General features: G+C 53.3%; 14 protein-coding genes and 2 tRNA genes. 7 read left to right on the top strand and 9 right to left on the bottom strand.

Annotated features, from left to right (window positions below; genetic code table 11):
• Positions 1-2: 2 nt before the first annotated feature.
• From lptC to GO984_RS12010, 7 genes are all read right to left on the bottom strand, one after another.
• The gene (gene lptC, locus GO984_RS12040) at positions 3-602 is read right to left on the bottom strand and encodes an LPS export ABC transporter periplasmic protein LptC (RefSeq protein WP_157022764.1); all 600 of its coding nucleotides are present in this window, start codon (positions 600-602) and stop codon (positions 3-5) included.
• A gap of 19 nt (positions 603-621) precedes the next feature.
• The gene (locus GO984_RS12035) at positions 622-1,581 is read right to left on the bottom strand and encodes a KpsF/GutQ family sugar-phosphate isomerase (RefSeq protein WP_157022763.1); all 960 of its coding nucleotides are present in this window, start codon (positions 1,579-1,581) and stop codon (positions 622-624) included.
• Positions 1,578-2,192, bottom strand: coding sequence for a ribonuclease D (locus GO984_RS12030; RefSeq protein ID WP_157022762.1), 615 nt, complete (start codon positions 2,190-2,192; stop codon positions 1,578-1,580). The genes GO984_RS12035 and GO984_RS12030 overlap by 4 nt, the downstream gene beginning before the upstream one ends.
• Positions 2,193-2,334: 142 nt before the next feature.
• Positions 2,335-3,834: an alanine/glycine:cation symporter family protein gene (locus tag GO984_RS12025; protein WP_157022761.1), complete on the bottom strand. Its 1,500-nt coding sequence runs from the start codon at positions 3,832-3,834 to the stop codon at positions 2,335-2,337.
• Between the two features lie 52 nt (positions 3,835-3,886).
• Positions 3,887-4,324, bottom strand: coding sequence for a universal stress protein (locus tag GO984_RS12020; protein WP_157022760.1), 438 nt, complete (start codon positions 4,322-4,324; stop codon positions 3,887-3,889).
• Positions 4,325-4,491: 167 nt separating this feature from the next.
• Positions 4,492-4,578: transfer RNA gene (locus GO984_RS12015), tRNA-Leu, on the bottom strand.
• Between the two features lie 145 nt (positions 4,579-4,723).
• Positions 4,724-4,810: transfer RNA gene (locus tag GO984_RS12010), tRNA-Leu, on the bottom strand.
• A 211-nt stretch (positions 4,811-5,021) separates the two neighbouring features.
• On the opposite strand from GO984_RS12010, the gene GO984_RS12005 reads away from it, so the two are divergent.
• Positions 5,022-6,011 carry a complex I NDUFA9 subunit family protein gene (locus GO984_RS12005; RefSeq protein WP_157022759.1) on the top strand — a complete coding sequence of 330 codons (990 nt, stop codon included), beginning with the start codon at positions 5,022-5,024 and terminating at the stop codon, positions 6,009-6,011.
• 172 nt (positions 6,012-6,183) lie between these two features.
• Complete coding sequence (locus GO984_RS12000) at positions 6,184-6,828, top strand: NAD(P)-dependent oxidoreductase (protein WP_157022758.1); 645 nt, start codon at positions 6,184-6,186, stop codon at positions 6,826-6,828.
• A gap of 24 nt (positions 6,829-6,852) precedes the next feature.
• Here the strand turns inward: GO984_RS12000 and GO984_RS11995 are convergent, their stop codons facing one another.
• A complete protein-coding gene (locus GO984_RS11995; RefSeq protein ID WP_157022757.1) occupies positions 6,853-7,659 on the bottom strand; it encodes an undecaprenyl-diphosphate phosphatase in 807 nt (268 codons plus the stop codon).
• A gap of 240 nt (positions 7,660-7,899) precedes the next feature.
• Here GO984_RS11995 and GO984_RS11990 point away from each other — a divergent pair, with 240 nt between their 5' ends.
• The 3 genes from GO984_RS11990 to gltB all read left to right on the top strand — a co-directional run bounded on the left by GO984_RS11990 (position 7,900) and on the right by gltB (position 14,359).
• Positions 7,900-9,339: an FAD-dependent oxidoreductase gene (locus GO984_RS11990; protein ID WP_167740309.1), complete on the top strand. Its 1,440-nt coding sequence runs from the start codon at positions 7,900-7,902 to the stop codon at positions 9,337-9,339.
• Positions 9,340-9,404: 65 nt separating this feature from the next.
• Positions 9,405-9,830 (top strand): GFA family protein, encoded by a 426-nt coding sequence (locus GO984_RS11985; protein WP_138162785.1) that lies wholly within the window; start codon positions 9,405-9,407, stop codon positions 9,828-9,830.
• Positions 9,827-14,359, top strand: coding sequence for a glutamate synthase large subunit (gltB, locus tag GO984_RS11980; protein ID WP_157022756.1), 4,533 nt, complete (start codon positions 9,827-9,829; stop codon positions 14,357-14,359). The genes GO984_RS11985 and gltB overlap by 4 nt, the downstream gene beginning before the upstream one ends.
• 60 nt (positions 14,360-14,419) lie before the next feature.
• On the opposite strand, the gene GO984_RS11975 is transcribed toward gltB, so the two are convergent.
• Entirely contained in the window at positions 14,420-14,929 is a 510-nt protein-coding gene (locus tag GO984_RS11975) for a hypothetical protein (protein WP_157022755.1), read from the bottom strand.
• A 120-nt stretch (positions 14,930-15,049) separates the two neighbouring features.
• Here GO984_RS11975 and mtgA point away from each other — a divergent pair, with 120 nt between their 5' ends.
• Both mtgA and fzlA read left to right on the top strand, forming a co-directional pair.
• Positions 15,050-15,772: a monofunctional biosynthetic peptidoglycan transglycosylase gene (mtgA, locus tag GO984_RS11970; protein WP_157022754.1), complete on the top strand. Its 723-nt coding sequence runs from the start codon at positions 15,050-15,052 to the stop codon at positions 15,770-15,772.
• A gap of 67 nt (positions 15,773-15,839) precedes the next feature.
• Positions 15,840-16,505, top strand: a complete 666-nt coding sequence (fzlA, locus tag GO984_RS11965) for an FtsZ-binding protein FzlA (protein WP_157022753.1) — start codon at positions 15,840-15,842, stop codon at positions 16,503-16,505.
• Positions 16,506-16,562 lie beyond the last annotated feature (57 nt).

Here is a 16,562-nt window from a genome sequence, read left to right as displayed (position 1 = left end):
AGTTATCTTTCTGATTTTTGAGGATCGTATACCAGTTTTACCCCGTTATTGAATAGCATTTGCAGCGGCCCACCTTGAGTTTTTGTTTCCAGTTGCATGCTGCCAGCATTTAATACTCCTATTGGGCCTGTTGCCGTCACAGGACCAGGGCTGTTGGCAGATATACCGCTGAGGGTTGCGTTCAGTAGGTCAGTTGTTACTTCAAGACCCGAAGTGGAGGTGATTACAACATCGCCGGAAAAGCTTGCTATATCCTTGTCAAGATACACTTCTCCGCTGTTTGAAGTCAGCGTAAGGCGACCCCCATCTGCCATTTTGATGACTGCTTGCAGATCCGTAGCCACTGCTGGAGCTGCAAGACCGCCTGGTCGGGCGATGCTTGCAGTGACGGTGATTTCGTCCCCTTGGGCCGTGGTGCCGGAAAAAAATGGCGCTGTAACTTGCTGGCCGCGCATGCGCTCTTCGATTTCATGTTCGGCAAAAGGAATAGTTGCGTCAGTGTCCACTCCGCGTGAAATCAAAAACAGGGTGGACAAAAGAACCAGTGCCGTAAGCGGTAACAACACCTTTAGAAATGCCACCATGCGGGAGTAGCGATCCATATTCAGTGCCCTTCTAGCCTTAGCCCAGGCCTGCACGAAGGCAGTCGTGGATGTGCAGTAACCCTTCAGCTTTCTGGCCGTTGTCTGGGTTCACGACAAACAAACAGGTGATATGGCGCTGATTCATAATTGCAACCGCCTCTTCAGCCAGTGCGCCGGGTGCAATTGTAGTAGGATCTTTAGTCATAACGTCGGTGGCGTTTAGTGATAACAGCCCATCCATGTGACGGCGAAGGTCACCATCTGTGATAATCCCCAGTAATCGCCCGTCATCCGCAGTTACACCAACCACGCCAAAGCCTTTTTGACTGATTTCAATCAGGGTATCTGACATTGGTGCGCCTGGAGAAACCGTGGGCAGCGCTGTGCCGCTATGCATCAAGTCACTAACTTTGGACAATCGAGCACCCAGCTTCCCTCCGGGATGGAAATCCCGGAAGTTTTCGGGGGTGAATTCCCTGTGCTCCATAAGAGCGACAGCGAGCGCATCACCCAAGGCAAGTGTCATGGTGGTAGAGGTTGTGGGTACAATACCAGATCCACAAGCTTCGGGTGCTTGTGGCAAAACCAGTGCTACGTCTGCCTGCTTCAAAAGAGTCGAACTCGCTCGGCCAGCTACCCCAATCAGCGGAATGCCAAAGCGACGGGTATGGGCCACCATGTCGGCTAGTTCCGGTGTTTCCCCAGAATTAGACAGCATTAGGGCAACGTCACCCTTGGCCATCATACCAAGATCACCGTGGCTGGCCTCGGCTGGGTGTACAAAATGTGCTGGAGTACCCGTTGAGGCCAAAGTGGCTGCGATCTTGCGGGCAATGTGTCCGGATTTCCCCATGCCAGAAATGATCACCCGGCCAGTGGCGTTCAGGAGGGTATCAACGGCACGGTCAAAGCTGTCGTCCAATCCATCGGCCAGCTGTTGAAGAGCCTGTGATTCGATGTTGATGACGCGGCGGGCTATGTTCTGAAAATTGCTCATGAGTGGGCAAAAATATCGGTTTCGGGCCAGCCAGCCAGATCAAGTTTGGCGCGCATTGGTAGGAAATCAAAACAGGCCTGGGCCATTTCGGTGCGGCCTTCGCGGGCCAAGCGTTTGTTTAACTCTTCGCGGAGGCGGTGCAGGTGCAACACATCTGAAGCGGCGTAATCGAGCTGTGCCTTGGTCAGTTTGGGAGCCCCCCAGTCGCTCATCTGTTGTTGTTTTGAAATATCGACTCCGATCAATTCCTGGGTCAAATTCTTTAGCCCGTGACGATCCGTGTAGGTGCGGATCAGGCGGCTGGCGATCTTGGTGCAGTAGACCGGTGCCGTCAGAGCTCCAAAAGCGTTGAACATCGCTGCGATGTCGAAGCGGCCAAAATGAAATAGTTTCAGGACCTTGGGGTCTTCCAGCATCCGACACAGGTTCGGTGCCTCAGTTTGGCCCTTAGAGACCTGGATCATGTGGGCGTTGCCGTCGCCGCCGGACATCTGGACAACACACAACCGGTCGCGGTGAGGGTTTAATCCCATGGTCTCGCAATCGATGGCAACGATCGGGCCAAGGTCAAGCCCATCGGGGAGGTCGTTTTGATACAGATGATTGGCCAAGGGATGCAGTCCTGATCATTATTTGAAACTGATGCAGGAGATAGGCCTTTTACATCCTCAACTCAATGGGGAGGAGGAAGAGGTTGGTATTTGGGCGCCCCGACGCCAAATCAACGCCGGGGGGCTATAGTGTCTTTGCCTATTAGGCGAACTTGCGGATTTCGCCAGTTTCCAATTTGGCCTTGTAGGCTTCCATTTCCGCCCGAACGATTGGGGCGAGGAAGTACAGACCCAGGATGTTTGGTACACAGATTAGGAAGACCAATGCATCTGAAATATCCAGGATTGGACCCAGCTGTACAATGCAACCAAGGGCCACGAAGGCACAGAAGATCACCTTGTATACGGTCTGGCCCATTTGACCTTCGCCAAACAGGTAGGTCCAACCCTTTAGCCCGTAGTAAGACCAGGAGATCATCGTGGAGAAGGCAAACAGCAACGCCGCAAAGGCAAGCGGAACTGGGAACCAGCTCATGTGGCGCTCAAACGCAGCTGACGTCATTGCTACACCTGTTGCGTCGCCCGCAAAGTTGGGGTCAGCCACCTGACTTGTGCCGATTACCAATGCGGTAATTGTACAAATAACGATAGTATCGATAAAGGGCTCTAACAGTGACACATAACCTTCGGTCACCGGCTCTTTAGTTCGAACAGCAGCGTGCGCAATCGAGGCTGAACCAATACCTGCTTCGTTTGAGAATACAGCGCGTTGGAAACCGATGATTAAGGCGCCAAGTGCACCGCCTGCTACGCCTTCGCCGGTGAATGCACCGGTAAAGATGTTGCTGACTGCCATAGGAAGGGATGAGAAATTCAGCAGGATCACGATGATGGCGAAGAAGCAGTAAAAGATGGCCATGAATGGCACAACTTTTTCAGTGACGCGCGCGATGGACTTGATGCCACCGATGATCACCGCGAAAACCACACCGGCGAGGATGAGGCCAACCAGCCACCCGTAACCGTCCAGTGCACCACCAGCCACGGTGTTCAGTTGCACATAGGCCTGGTTCGACTGGAACATGTTGCCGATGCCGAGTGCGCCGATGAAGATACCAACAGCATAGAATGTACCCATGAATTTGCCAAACCCTGGCATGCCGCGTTCTTCAAATCCTTTGCGCAGGTAGTACATTGGTCCACCCGAGACAGACCCGTCTGGATTTTCGGTGCGGTACTTTACCCCTAGTGTACATTCTACAAATTTGGTGGACATACCCAGAAAGCCGGCCACGATCAGCCAGAAGGTGGCGCCCGCGCCGCCTATGGTCACAGCAATGGCAACACCACCAATGTTACCAATGCCAACAGTACCGGAGACGGCAGTCGCTAGGGCCTGGAAGTGGGATACTTCGCCGGAGTTGTTTGGGTCAGCATAGTCGCCGCGAACCAATTCGATCGCGTGCTTGAATCCGCGTAAGTTGATGAAGCCCATGTAAATGGTAAAGAACACTGCGCCAATAACGAGCCACAGCACCACTAAGGGCAGCTGAGCACCAGCAACCGAGATTTTGAAGAAAACAACTGTGCCTACGAATTGGGCGATGGGGGCGGTAAAGGCATTGATCGATTCGTCTATTCCTGCCTGTGCCTGAGTGGCAAAGGCGAGGGTTGCCAGAAGGGCAATGATGATTCGGTTCATCCCGAACTCCTCGAATTTCGATGAAAGATTATTGTGTAAGCGAAATTGCAACCTATGGGACAACCATAACCGGCACTGGCGCAGTCTGAATCAAGTTGCCTGCAACGGACCCGAAAATCAGTGATTTAAGGCCTGATTGTCCTCGTCTGCCAATTACAATCTGAGCGGCACTTGTTTCTTTGGCTACTGCGATCAAAGTTTCCGTGGGATTGCCATGCCGCACAATGCTGTCAACGACGATTCCCCCGTCGGTCAGATAGCTAAGCGCTGGGCCAATCACTGAATCATGTGCTTTGGCAATTTCACTTTCACGCCGGGAATGGCGTTCTGCGTTTTCTTCTGGTGTGTTGAACGAATAGGGGGACCATTCGATCACATAGGCAACAACCACTTTGGCGCCACCCAATTCAGCGCGGCGACGGGTGTGAGCTAACGCTCGTTCCGCACCGCTACTGCCATCAATTGCGAGTAATATTACATTTTCGGACATTAATAACTTCTCCCTGTCAGAGGTCGATGGGGAAGCATGGGGTAATCACATGTAGAAACATCGGGCCAGTTTTGCGTAAAAATCAGTCCAGTTTGGCAACTTTTTGAAATCAAACAGATTAAGTGACGCTAAAACTTTTTCTAGGATTGCAACCATGGGGGGTGTTTTGGTGCCCAGAAGAGGACTCGAACCTCCACGACCTTGCGGTCACTGGCACCTGAAGCCAGCGCGTCTACCAATTCCGCCATCTGGGCACGGATGTAGTGTGGGGCGTATAGGTCGAGTCGGGGAGGGCGTCAAACGGATATTTTCGAGAGGCAAGGGGATTAAATTTGGGAAGTGGAAGCGGAAGTTCCTACCGTATCCGACGGGAAAATGCATGTCATACTGTTGGATAGATGGTGCCCAGAAGAGGACTCGAACCTCCACGACCTTGCGGTCACTGGCACCTGAAGCCAGCGCGTCTACCAATTCCGCCATCTGGGCACGGATGTAGTGTGGCGCGTATAGGTCGAGTCGCTGGGGGCGTCAAATGGATTTTTCCATTTTTTCCGTCGATCACCGACGGGGCGAGCAACTTCTGATCCAGAGTGTGAGGAAAACCGGGTGTTTGAGATCAATCCACGGTGTTTTGCGCCTTGTTTGCAGGGGCGTGGGGCGGTAGATCGGTTCAACAGCTAAAGTTAGGAGCCAAAAGATGTCCAAACTGGTCACGATCTATGGTGGGTCTGGTTTTGTCGGTCGTTACATTGCGCGCCGAATGGCCAAAGAAGGTTGGCGCGTTCGGGTGGCGGTTCGCCGTCCTAACGAAGCCATGCACGTAAAGCCTTACGGTGTTCCGGGGCAGGTCGAGCCAATATTTTGCAATATTCGCGACGATGCTTCAGTTGCGGCAGTTATGACTGGCTCCGACGCCGTGGTGAACTGTGTGGGTGTTTTGAATGAGCTGGGCAAGAATACCTTTGACGCTGTCCATGCAGAAGGTGCGGGCAGGATTGCTCGGATCGCTGTGGAACAAGGCGTCGCCAATATGGTGCATGTGTCTGCGATTGGTGCCGATGCTGATGCGCCTAGCGCGTATGGTCGAACCAAAGCAGCAGGTGAAGCGGCTGTTCTGAAGCACATGCCAAATGCGATGGTGCTACGTCCGTCGGTTGTATTTGGCACGGAAGACAACTTCTTTAACCGCTTTGCGGGCATGACCCGACTAGGCCCAGTATTGCCGATTGCCAGCGGTAAGACACTGTTTCAACCTGTGTTTGCAGATGATGTAGCTAAGGCCGCGGTCAAAGGTCTGTTGGGCGAAGCTGCCGGTGGTGTCTACGAATTGGGTGGTCCAGAGGTGAAGAGTTTCAGCGCATTGATGCAGGATATGCTGTCAGTGGTGCACCGTCGTCGTTTGGTGGTTTCATTGCCGGGCATCGTTGCTTGGCCGATGGCTTTTGGCTTTGACATGATGCAGGCTGCCAGTTTCCAACTTATTTCTAACGGCGTGCTGACCCGCGATCAGTTGCGTGGTCTGAAGCGCGATAATGTGGTCGCAGAGGGTGCCATGGGGTTTGCCGATTTGGATCTGCAGCCGGTGACATTGGGTTCGGTATTGCCAGACTATCTATGGAAGTTCCGCCCGGCGGGTCAGTATGATGCAATTACTGGATCTGCTCGTAATCTGCGTCACGACGGGTAAAATAAGAAACTTTAATTTCGATTGGGCGTAGGGGGGACCCTGCGCCCTTTTTGTTTGGAAGAGTTTAGTGTGAAATTTTATCTTGACGTCAAGATATTTGGAATGTATCTCGACATCAAGATAGTTGAGCTCCGGTTGAGCCAGCTTAGCAATAAGAGAGAGGATATTAGCTATGAAAGTACTTATTTTGGGCGCCACAGGCGATGTAGGGCGTGAAGCGGTGCGGGAGGCGCTTTTGCGCGGTTATCAAGTGACTGGCTGTGCGCGTGGGTTTGCAGGAGCGGATGAAAGCAATCCAAACCTTGCGCATGTCTTGTTGGATGTGTTGGCAGAGCCAGAACGGTTAGAAGAGCTGTTTCAGACGCACGATGCAGTAATTTCTGCTTTGCGGCCACCAAGCGGTCATGAGGAACTTTTGGTTGCTCTAACACAGCAGGTATTGATTGCGGCGCGGGTCACTGGCACACCGGTATATATCACTGGCGGTGCAGCGCTGCTGAAGCTTGGGGATGGTTCTGGTCACACCGTAGTCTCAGCACCAGATTTTCTACCGCAAAGTGTTCGTCCGATCGCAGAGGCATGTGCCGCGCAAGATGCATTGCTGGAAGCTGAAAAGGATGCCAACTGGATCTGCCTGCGGCCGTCACCAATGTTGATACCTGAGGTTCGAACCGGTCGTTATGCGCTTGGACGAGATGAAGTGGTCCGGCAGGCGGATGGGCAATCACAGATTTCAATTGCGGATTTTTCTGTGGCAATGCTGGATTTGGTAGGCTTGCACCCTGCACCTCATCAGCGACTGACTGCGGGATGGTAAAATAGATTTACGGTGATCTGGTGGTTAGCTGCTGTAGGCAACCACCAGAAGAACCAGGCCAAGAAGTATCCGGTAAATTACATAGGGGGTAAAGCTGACGCTAAGCAGCAGTCTCATCATCAAGCTGAGCGCCAGTAACGCTGACAACATAGAAAGCAGCGCTACAATTCCGGCGTCTCGAATCACGGTTGTATTGGCTTCGATTGCCATTCCGCTCCCCAACAGGACGCCGGACGCAACAATCACTGGAATAGACATCAGCATTGAAATCCGGGCTCCGTCGGTACGGTTGTATCCCAGCTGTCTTGCGCCGGTGATGGTTATCCCAGAGCGTGAGGTGCCGGGTATTAGTGCCAACATTTGCCAAAGGCCCATGAGAAGAGCGTCTTTTGGCCCCCAATCGCTGGCGTCCTTAAATGTACTCCCCTTTTGGTCGGCGATATACAGAACGACCCCAAAGCCCAGCATTGTCCAGCCAATCACCGTTATTGAACGTAGAGCGTCGCTCAGCCCAGTGAAGTGAAGTATGGCGCCAAAAATGACAGTCGGAACTGTCGCGATCATGAGCCCCAGCGCCAATTTGGATCCAGGTGTATCTGCGCGTCCGCGCATCAAATGTGGTAACCCCAGTAAGCCGGTGCGTACGTCACTCCAAAAGTAAATCACCACTGCGGTCAGAGTGCCGATGTGGGCTGCTACGTCGATTAGCTGCCCCTGGTCTTCAAGGCCAGTAAGGCCGGGAAGCAATATAAGGTGGCCAGACGAGGAAACTGGTAGAAATTCGGTTATACCTTGAATGAGTGCAACTAGGACCAATTGAAATATGGGCATTAAAACCTGATGCTCGTTGTTTTGTTGAAGAAGTACTTGCCGCTCCAATGTGTATAAGTGTCTTGTTTCAAATGAAAGTCCTTGATTTAGGTCCGGTAATGTACCTAAAATCTCTGTACATCCCTTCAGATTCAGGTAATGGATCATAAGTGCAGGCCTTAAAGGTCAGCAACATTGACCTTTAATTCACCGTGCTCTGATCTACAAAATCGCAGCCAGCCAAATCAGGGAGTCTGACCCGTGGCCAAGCAACCGATGCTCAAATTCGTGCAAATCGAACGCGATATGCCTGAGAAACGCGCAGCCGAGGTGCGTAAGGAAGATTTCGACGAGATCTATGCTGAATATGCCGCGACCAAGGCAGCAGAGCAGTCCAGCCGTTGCAGTCAATGTGGCGTACCCTATTGCCAAAGTCACTGCCCACTACACAACAATATCCCAGACTGGTTGCAGCTGACCGCCACTGGCCGTCTGGAAGAGGCATACCAGGTCAGCCAGGCTACAAACACGTTCCCTGAGATTTGTGGTCGCATCTGTCCACAAGACCGCCTTTGCGAAGGCAACTGTGTGATTGAGCAGTCAGGCCATGGTACTGTGACTATCGGCACAGTCGAAAAATACATCACAGATACGGCATGGGACAAAGGCTGGGTGAAACCTGCTGCTCCGGCTGCCGAGCGCTCTGAAAGTGTTGGAATTATCGGCGCTGGGCCTGGTGGTCTGGCAGCTGCTGATATGCTGCGGCAGGCAGGGGTGCAGGTCACTGTATATGACCGCTCTGACCGGGCAGGCGGGTTGCTGATGTATGGCATCCCGGGGTTCAAGTTGGAAAAAGATGTTGTTCAGCGCCGTAACGATTTGTTGGCTGACGGAGGCGTCAAGTTTGAACTGAATTGTGCTATTGGCGAAGACATCTCCTTTGATGAACTCCGCGCCAAACACGACGCGGTGATTATCGCCACTGGTGTCTACAAATCGCGCGATCTGGCTGTGCCCGGCAGTGGATCTGAAGGGATTGAAAAGGCAATCGACTTCCTGACGGTTTCAAACAAAAAGAGTTTTGGTGACGAAGTGGCCGAATTCACCAGCGGGCAAATGAACGCTGACGGCAAGCGTGTTGTTGTGATCGGCGGTGGTGATACCGCTATGGACTGCGTACGGACCTCAATCCGACAGGGTGCGACTTCGGTGAAATGTCTGTATCGTCGCGATCGTGCCAATATGCCGGGTTCGCAGCGCGAAACTCAGAACGCCGAGGAAGAAGGCGTAATCTTTGAATGGCTGTCCGCGCCCAAAGGATTCACCACTGAAGACGGAAAAGTTTCCGGAGTTATGGTGCAGAAAATGCGCTTAGGTCAGCCAGATGCTTCGGGACGTCAAGCACCAGAAGTGATCGAAGGTGCTGATTATGTTGAAGAGGCAGATTTGGTGATCAAGGCGTTGGGCTTTGAGCCAGAAGATTTGCCAACCCTGTGGAACCAGCCTGAGCTACCAGTAACCCGTTGGGGCACAATCAAAGCGGCCTATACCACCGGAGCAACTGACATGGATGGCGTCTATGCCGTAGGTGACATCGTGCGTGGTGCCAGCCTCGTGGTTTGGGCCATCAAAGACGGCCGCGATTGTGCTGAGGCTATCATCAGTAAGTTAAATGCAGAGGCAGTTGTTGCAGCGGAATAGAGGCCGACTGCAAGCACAACCAGCCAAGGGGCCGACATGGCCGCATAGCAAAAGGATACATTGGTATGAGCGAGATAAAAGGTCAGTGCATGTGTGGCGCCGTGACCATTTCGGCGACCCGTGCTGATCCAGCAATCCGGGCTTGCCACTGTGATATGTGCCGTCGCTGGACCAGCAGCATGTATATGTCTGTCCCCACGGAACCTGGCTCAATCACCGTTTCTGGCCCGGCCAAAACATACCGATCGTCCGATTGGGCTGAGCGCGGCTTTTGCGGCACCTGTGGGTCGGCGCTTTGGTACGCCACTGTGCATGACGATCACAAAAGCTTGGCAGCGGGACTGTTTGAAAACGCTGCCGATAACACCATGGCGCTGGAATTCTTCAGTGACATGAAACCGGAAGGCTATGCGCTGTCCGGAGACCATAAACGACTGACAACGGCAGAAACGATTGCCCTGTTTGCGCCCGACGAAGGAGACGACCAATGACCAAATATGATGCCGACTGGGTGCGCAGCGAAGAAGCTAAACGTAAATATATGGCCGAAAACGGTCTCTATTCCGAAGCGGAAGAGCACTCATCTTGTGGGGTGGGTTTGGTCGTCTCAATCGATGGCACGAAAAGCCGCCAAGTGGTGGAAGCCGGTATCAATGCGCTTAAGGCGATCTGGCACCGCGGAGCGGTGGATGCCGATGGAAAGACCGGCGATGGCGCTGGCATTCACGTTGAAATCCCTGTTCCGTTTTTCCATGATCAAATCAAACGCACCGGGCATGAACCGCGTAAAGATCAGCTGATTGCTGTTGGACAGGTGTTTCTACCGCGGACTAACTTTGGAGCGCAGGAAACCTGCCGGACCATCGTTGAAAGCGAAGTACTGCGGATGGGATACTACATCTACGGCTGGCGACATGTGCCAGTGGATGTAACCTGCCTCGGGGACAAGGCCAACGTTACCCGCCCTGAAATTGAGCAAATTCTGATCAGTAACTCAAAAGGTGTGGATGAGGAAACATTCGAGCGCGAGCTCTACGTCATTCGTCGTCGGATTGAAAAAGCGGCGATTGCTGCAAATGTATCTGAACTCTATATCGCGTCACTGTCCTGCCGCTCGATCATCTACAAAGGCATGATGCTGGCCGAACAGGTTGCGGTGTTCTACCCCGATCTGATGGACGAGCGTTTCGAGTCCGGTTTTGCGCTGTATCACCAGCGTTACTCCACCAACACCTTCCCGCAGTGGTGGCTGGCCCAGCCCTTCCGCATGTTGGCGCACAATGGCGAAATCAACACGCTGAAGGGCAACCTGAACTGGATGAAAAGCCACGAGATCAGAATGGCCAGTTCGTTCTTTGGTGATATGGCTGAAGATATTAAACCTATCATTCCGGGCGGTGCCTCAGACTCGGCTGCTCTGGACTGTGTGTTTGAGGTCATGGTCCGCGCTGGGCGTACAGCGCCGATGGCGAAAACCATGCTGGTGCCAGAAAGCTGGTCCAAGCAAGCGGTTGAGCTGCCGCAGCCGTGGGTCGACATGTACTCTTACTGCAACTCGGTGATGGAGCCCTGGGATGGCCCGGCTGCGCTGGCGATGACTGATGGTCGTTGGGTCTGCGCAGGTCTGGACCGCAATGGGCTGCGCCCAATGCGGTATGTCGTAACTGGCGACGGATTGCTGATCGCGGGATCCGAAGCTGGCATGGTGCCAATTGACGAGGCATCGGTGGTTGAAAAGGGTGCGCTGGGTCCGGGGCAGATGATTGCTGTGGATATGAAAGCAGGCAAACTATTCCACGACACTGAAATCAAGAACCAGCTGGCGGCAGCACGCCCATTTGGTGAATGGGTTGGCAAGATTAACAACCTGGAATCCGCTCTGGCTGGTGTGAGTGAGCAAGCGATGTTCAGCGGTGAAGATCTGCGTAAGCGGCAGATCGCAGCGGGTTACAGCATTGAAGAGCTTGAACAAATTTTATCTCCAATGGCCGAAGATGGCAAAGAAACTCTGGCTTCGATGGGGGATGATACCCCGTCTGCGGTTCTGTCCAAGATGTACCGTCCGTTGAGCCACTTCTTCCGTCAGAACTTTTCGCAGGTCACCAACCCGCCGATTGATTCCCTGCGCGAATTCCGAGTGATGAGCCTGAAAACGCGCTTTGGTAATCTGAAAAACGTGCTGGAAGAAAGCAGCAGCCAAACCGAGATCATTGTGCTGGAAAGCCCCTTTGTTGGGAATGCCCAGTGGGACAAGCTGACCAGCGAATTCAACGCACCTTTGGTCGAAATCGATTGCACATTTAGCCATGGTGAAGGTGCGTTAAGCGCGGCACTGGCGCGGGTTCGTTCAGAGGCGGAAGACGCGGTGCGCTCAGGTGCTGGCCACCTGGTGTTGACCGATCAACATTCTGGCGCAGATCGGGTTGCGATGCCGATGATTTTGGCGACCTCTGCCGTACATTCACATTTGACCCGCAAAGGGCTGCGGACGTTCTGCTCACTGAATGTTCGTTCCGCTGAATGTATCGATCCACACTACTTTGCAGTACTGATTGGCTGTGGTGCCACTGTAGTCAACGCCTATCTGGCCGAAGATTCTCTGGCCGATCGGGTTGAACGCGGATTGCTTGACGGCACGTTGACCGAAAACGTTACCCGTTACCGCGACGCAATTGACCAAGGCCTGCTAAAGATTATGGCCAAGATGGGGATTTCGGTAATTTCTTCGTATCGTGGAGGTTTGAATTTCGAGGCCGTGGGTCTGTCACGTGCGATGTGTGCCGAGTTTTTCCCCGGCATGACAAGCCGGATTTCGGGTATCGGTGTCACTGGTATTCAGACCAAAGCTGAGCGAGTACACGCCAAAGCTTGGGATGCGGGACTGGATGTGTTGCCCGTTGGTGGTTTTTACAAGGCACGTAAATCAGGCGAGACTCACGCTTGGGAAGCCACATCAATGCACATGATGCAGATGGCCTGTAACCGTGCATCGTTTGAGCTGTGGAAGCAGTATTCAGCCAAGATGCAGAGCAATCCACCAATTCATCTGCGTGATCTGCTGGATTTCAAACCATTGGGTAAGGCGGTACCGATTGAAGAGGTGGAAAGCATCACTTCGATTCGCAAACGTTTTGTCACTCCGGGTATGTCGCTTGGCGCGTTGAGCCCTGAGGCTCACAAAACCCTGAACGTTGCGATGAACCGCATCGGCGCCAAGTCTGATTCGGGCGAGGGCGGTGAAGATCCGGCGCACTTTGTGCCTGAACCAAACGGCGACAACCCATCCGCCAAGATCAAGCAGGTGGCCTCGGGCCGATTTGGTGTGACAGCCGAATACCTGAATCAGTGTGAAGAGCTGGAAATCAAAGTGGCCCAGGGGGCGAAGCCGGGTGAGGGTGGCCAGCTGCCCGGCATGAAGGTCACTGACCTGATTGCGCGTTTGCGTCACTCGACCAAAGGCGTGACCCTGATCTCGCCACCACCGCACCACGATATCTACTCGATCGAGGATCTGGCGCAGCTGATTTACGATCTAAAGCAGATCAACCCACGCTGTAAGGTGACCGTGAAACTGGTGGCCTCGTCTGGTGTTGGCACGATTGCAGCTGGTGTGGCTAAGGCTAAGGCGGATGTGATCTTAATATCGGGTCACAATGGTGGCACCGGTGCATCTCCGGCAACTTCGATCAAATATGCGGGTCTGCCATGGGAAATGGGTCTGACCGAAGCACACCAGGTGCTGAGCATGAATAACCTGCGTGAGCGGGTGACATTGCGGACTGACGGTGGTTTGCGGACTGGTCGTGATATCGTTATGGCCGCCATGCTGGGTGCAGAGGAATACGGCATTGGTACCGCCGCCCTGATCGCCATGGGCTGCATTATGGTGCGTCAGTGTCAGAGCAACACATGCCCAGTTGGAGTCTGTACTCAGGACGAAGCTCTGCGTGGTAAATTCACTGGTAACGCCGACAAGGTGGTGAACCTGATCACTTTCTACGCTCAGGAAGTGCGTGAATTGCTAGCCTCAATCGGTGCCCGTAGCATGGATGATGTGATCGGTCGCGCGGATCTTCTGGCGCAGGTCAGCCGTGGTTCGGCTCATCTGGATGATCTGGATCTCAACCCGCTGCTTATCACCGTCGATGGATCGGCAGATATTGTCTATGACCGAAAGAAAGAACGTAATTCGGTACCGGATACGTTGGATGTCGAGATTGTACGTGATGCCGCTCGCTTCCTTCAGGACGGTGAAAAGATGCAGTTGTCATATGCTGTGCAGAACACGCATCGTAGTGTTGGGACTCGGACCTCCAGTCACATCGTTCGCAACTTTGGTATGCGTAATTCGTTCCAATCTGATCATCTGACAGTGAAACTGCAGGGGTCGGCGGGTCAATCACTTGGCGCATTTGCGGCACCAGGGTTGAAGCTGGAACTCTCTGGTGATGCGAATGATTACGTCGGCAAAGGCCTGTCAGGTGGCACCATTGTGGTGCGCCCCCCACAAGTTAGCCCGCTGACGGCCTCCGAGAACACCATCATTGGGAATACAGTTCTGTATGGTGCTACTGACGGCTATTTATTTGCAGCTGGCCGCGCGGGTGAACGCTTTGCCGTACGCAACTCGGGCGCCAAGGTGGTGATTGAGGGTTGCGGGGCCTGTGGTTGTGAGTACATGACAGGTGGCTTAGCCGTGATTTTAGGCTCCATTGGTGCCAACTTTGGTGCAGGCATGACTGGCGGTATGGCCTATCTGTACGACCCTGAAGGCAAAGCCGATACCATGCTGAACATGGAGACACTGGTGACTAATCCAGTGACCGTAGCGCATTGGGAAGATCAACTGAAAGGTCTGATCGAACGCCACCTAGAAGAGACCGGCAGCCGAAAAGCGGCTGATATTCTGCAGCATTGGGACACAGAAAAGAAAAACTTCCTTCAGGTTTGTCCAATTGAGATGTTGGTGCATTTACCACATCCGCTGTCCGTTGAAAAATCAGCGGTTCCGGCTGAGTAATCAAGCTGAAGTTAGGTCAACGCTCCTCGCTGCTTGTGCAGCGGGGGGCGTTCTTGTTCCTCAGGGGAGTTTATAGGTCCCGGTAACAGTACTACGGGACGAAGAGCGGGTTTCAGAGGGATTGGGGCCAGATATTCTTGTGTATGAGCCGCCACCCGTAATACCGGAGAGTGCACCGGTGCCCCCCATGAATGACCATGAACCTTCCGCTAAGCCTCCTAGGGTTCCAGAGCCGCCATATCGGGTCATTGTGGTGCTGCCATCCGGATAAGTGGTGCTGCACAATCCGCTCTCGTTGTCCCATTTGCCTTCAAATACAGACGCCGCACCAACACAGTGCATGCTGGCAATGCCGTTCACTCCTTCTCCATGCTTACTCCGCAGACCATTAACAGCATAGTTCAGTTGCAAAGTGCCTTGACCCGCTGCGAGGATTGTAGCCTCACCTATAGCGGTCACTTCAAAGTCGACCGGTCCCTCCTTTGGTAAGTCCTGTGCAAATGTGGGTGGTGAAAGGAGCAAGCAAATAGAGGTGGAAATGGCAAGCAGCTGCTGCTGACGTGAAAACATAAAAAAACCCTCCCTGATTGTGTTTACTTAGGGTGTGTTGGGATGGAGGCCATGTTTGTTTCGTTGGATTGCGGCGATTTACGGGTTTGAGCGGCCCAACCAGTGGCCTATAGAGGCAATATGGCAAAAACCAAAAAGACAAAAAAAAGCAAAGGTAAGAAATCAGTGTCTCAGCCGAGGCGCTGGTTGCGGCGCTGGGTGTTGCGAGCGGTGCTGGCATTTGTAGGGCTGATTGGCTTTTTGATTCTGTTGTACTCAGTCGTGAACCCTCCCACGACCCATACCATGTGGTCAGAGAAGCATCGGTTAGGCGATGTTGATCACGAATGGGTGCCACTGGAAGATATTGCCCCTGTTATGGCACGATCTGCTGTAGCGGCTGAAGACGCAAGATTTTGCCAGCACTGGGGAATTGACATCCGGGCCGTGCGCGCGGCGCTGGGTGAGGGCAGTCAACGTGGCGGCTCAACCATTTCGCAGCAGGTTGTTAAGAATGTGTTTCTTTGGCAAGAACGCAGCTGGTTGCGAAAAGCGCTGGAAACCCTGATTACCCCTGCCGTTGAAGCTGTGTGGAGCAAGCGGCGTATTCTGGAGGTTTACTTGAACGTCGCTGAAATGGGTGAAGGCATTTTTGGAGTTGAGGCAGCGTCGCGGCATTACTTTAGTGTGGGTCCGGATCAACTGAACTCAAATCAGGCAGCTTTGTTGGCAGCACTTCTGCCTGCCCCTAAAAGCAGGTCGGCCTCAGATCCTAGTACCGCAGTACAAAGTCGGGCGGTTCAAATCGCCGACGGTGCGGCCACCATCCGCGCAGATGGTCGTTCCAAGTGTTTCGAGGATTGAATTCTTTGGCGCTGCGGGGCATTGCTGGTGGGCAACTCTCCTCTGTTTCTGGACGTAATTGAACCCAATGGCCCGCCTGCATCACGTACCGCTTTCCCCCTTCTGCCGCAAAGTCCGCCTTTCCCTGGCGGAGAAAAAGATCGAAGTGGAATTGGTCGAAGAACGATATTGGGAAGCAGACCCAGATTTTCTGCGTCGCAACCCAGCGGCTAAGGTGCCGGTTATCCGGCTGGATGGCAAAACAATGGCCGAAAGCGCCGCAATTTGCGAATACTTGGAAGAAACACGGCCCGAGCCGTCGCTCATGCCTAAAGACCCAGAAGCCCGTTACGAAGTCCGCCGGCTCGTGTCCTGGTTTGATGATAAATTTCATCATGAGGTGACATCGAAGCTGCTGTACGAACGGGTTAACAAGAAGATTACAGGGCAGGGCTATCCTGATAGTCGTAACGTCAAGGATGGTGCCAGAGCAATCAAGTACCATTTGGACTATATGGCTTGGTTGTTGGATCAACGCCGTTGGTTGGCTGGTGATGTGATGACTTTGGCGGATTTTGCTGCCGCTGCACATTTATCATCGCTAGATTATATTTCGGATGTGGATTGGAATCGCTCGGCTGTGGTCAAAGACTGGTACGCAAAAATCAAATCGCGGCCCGCGTTCAGATCAATTCTTGCGGATCAGGTGTCGGGGTTCCGCCCACCACCGCATTACGCTGACTTGGATTTCTGATAATTGGGTGTCAAATTGGGGCTGTCTGCCCCATCGCCTGACGGCTCCCCCCGAGGA

It is taken from the genome of Parasedimentitalea huanghaiensis (genome assembly GCF_009753675.1).
GTDB classification, from domain to species: Bacteria; Pseudomonadota; Alphaproteobacteria; order Rhodobacterales; family Rhodobacteraceae; genus Parasedimentitalea; species Parasedimentitalea huanghaiensis.
This window is presented reverse-complemented; position numbering and strand designations above follow the sequence as displayed.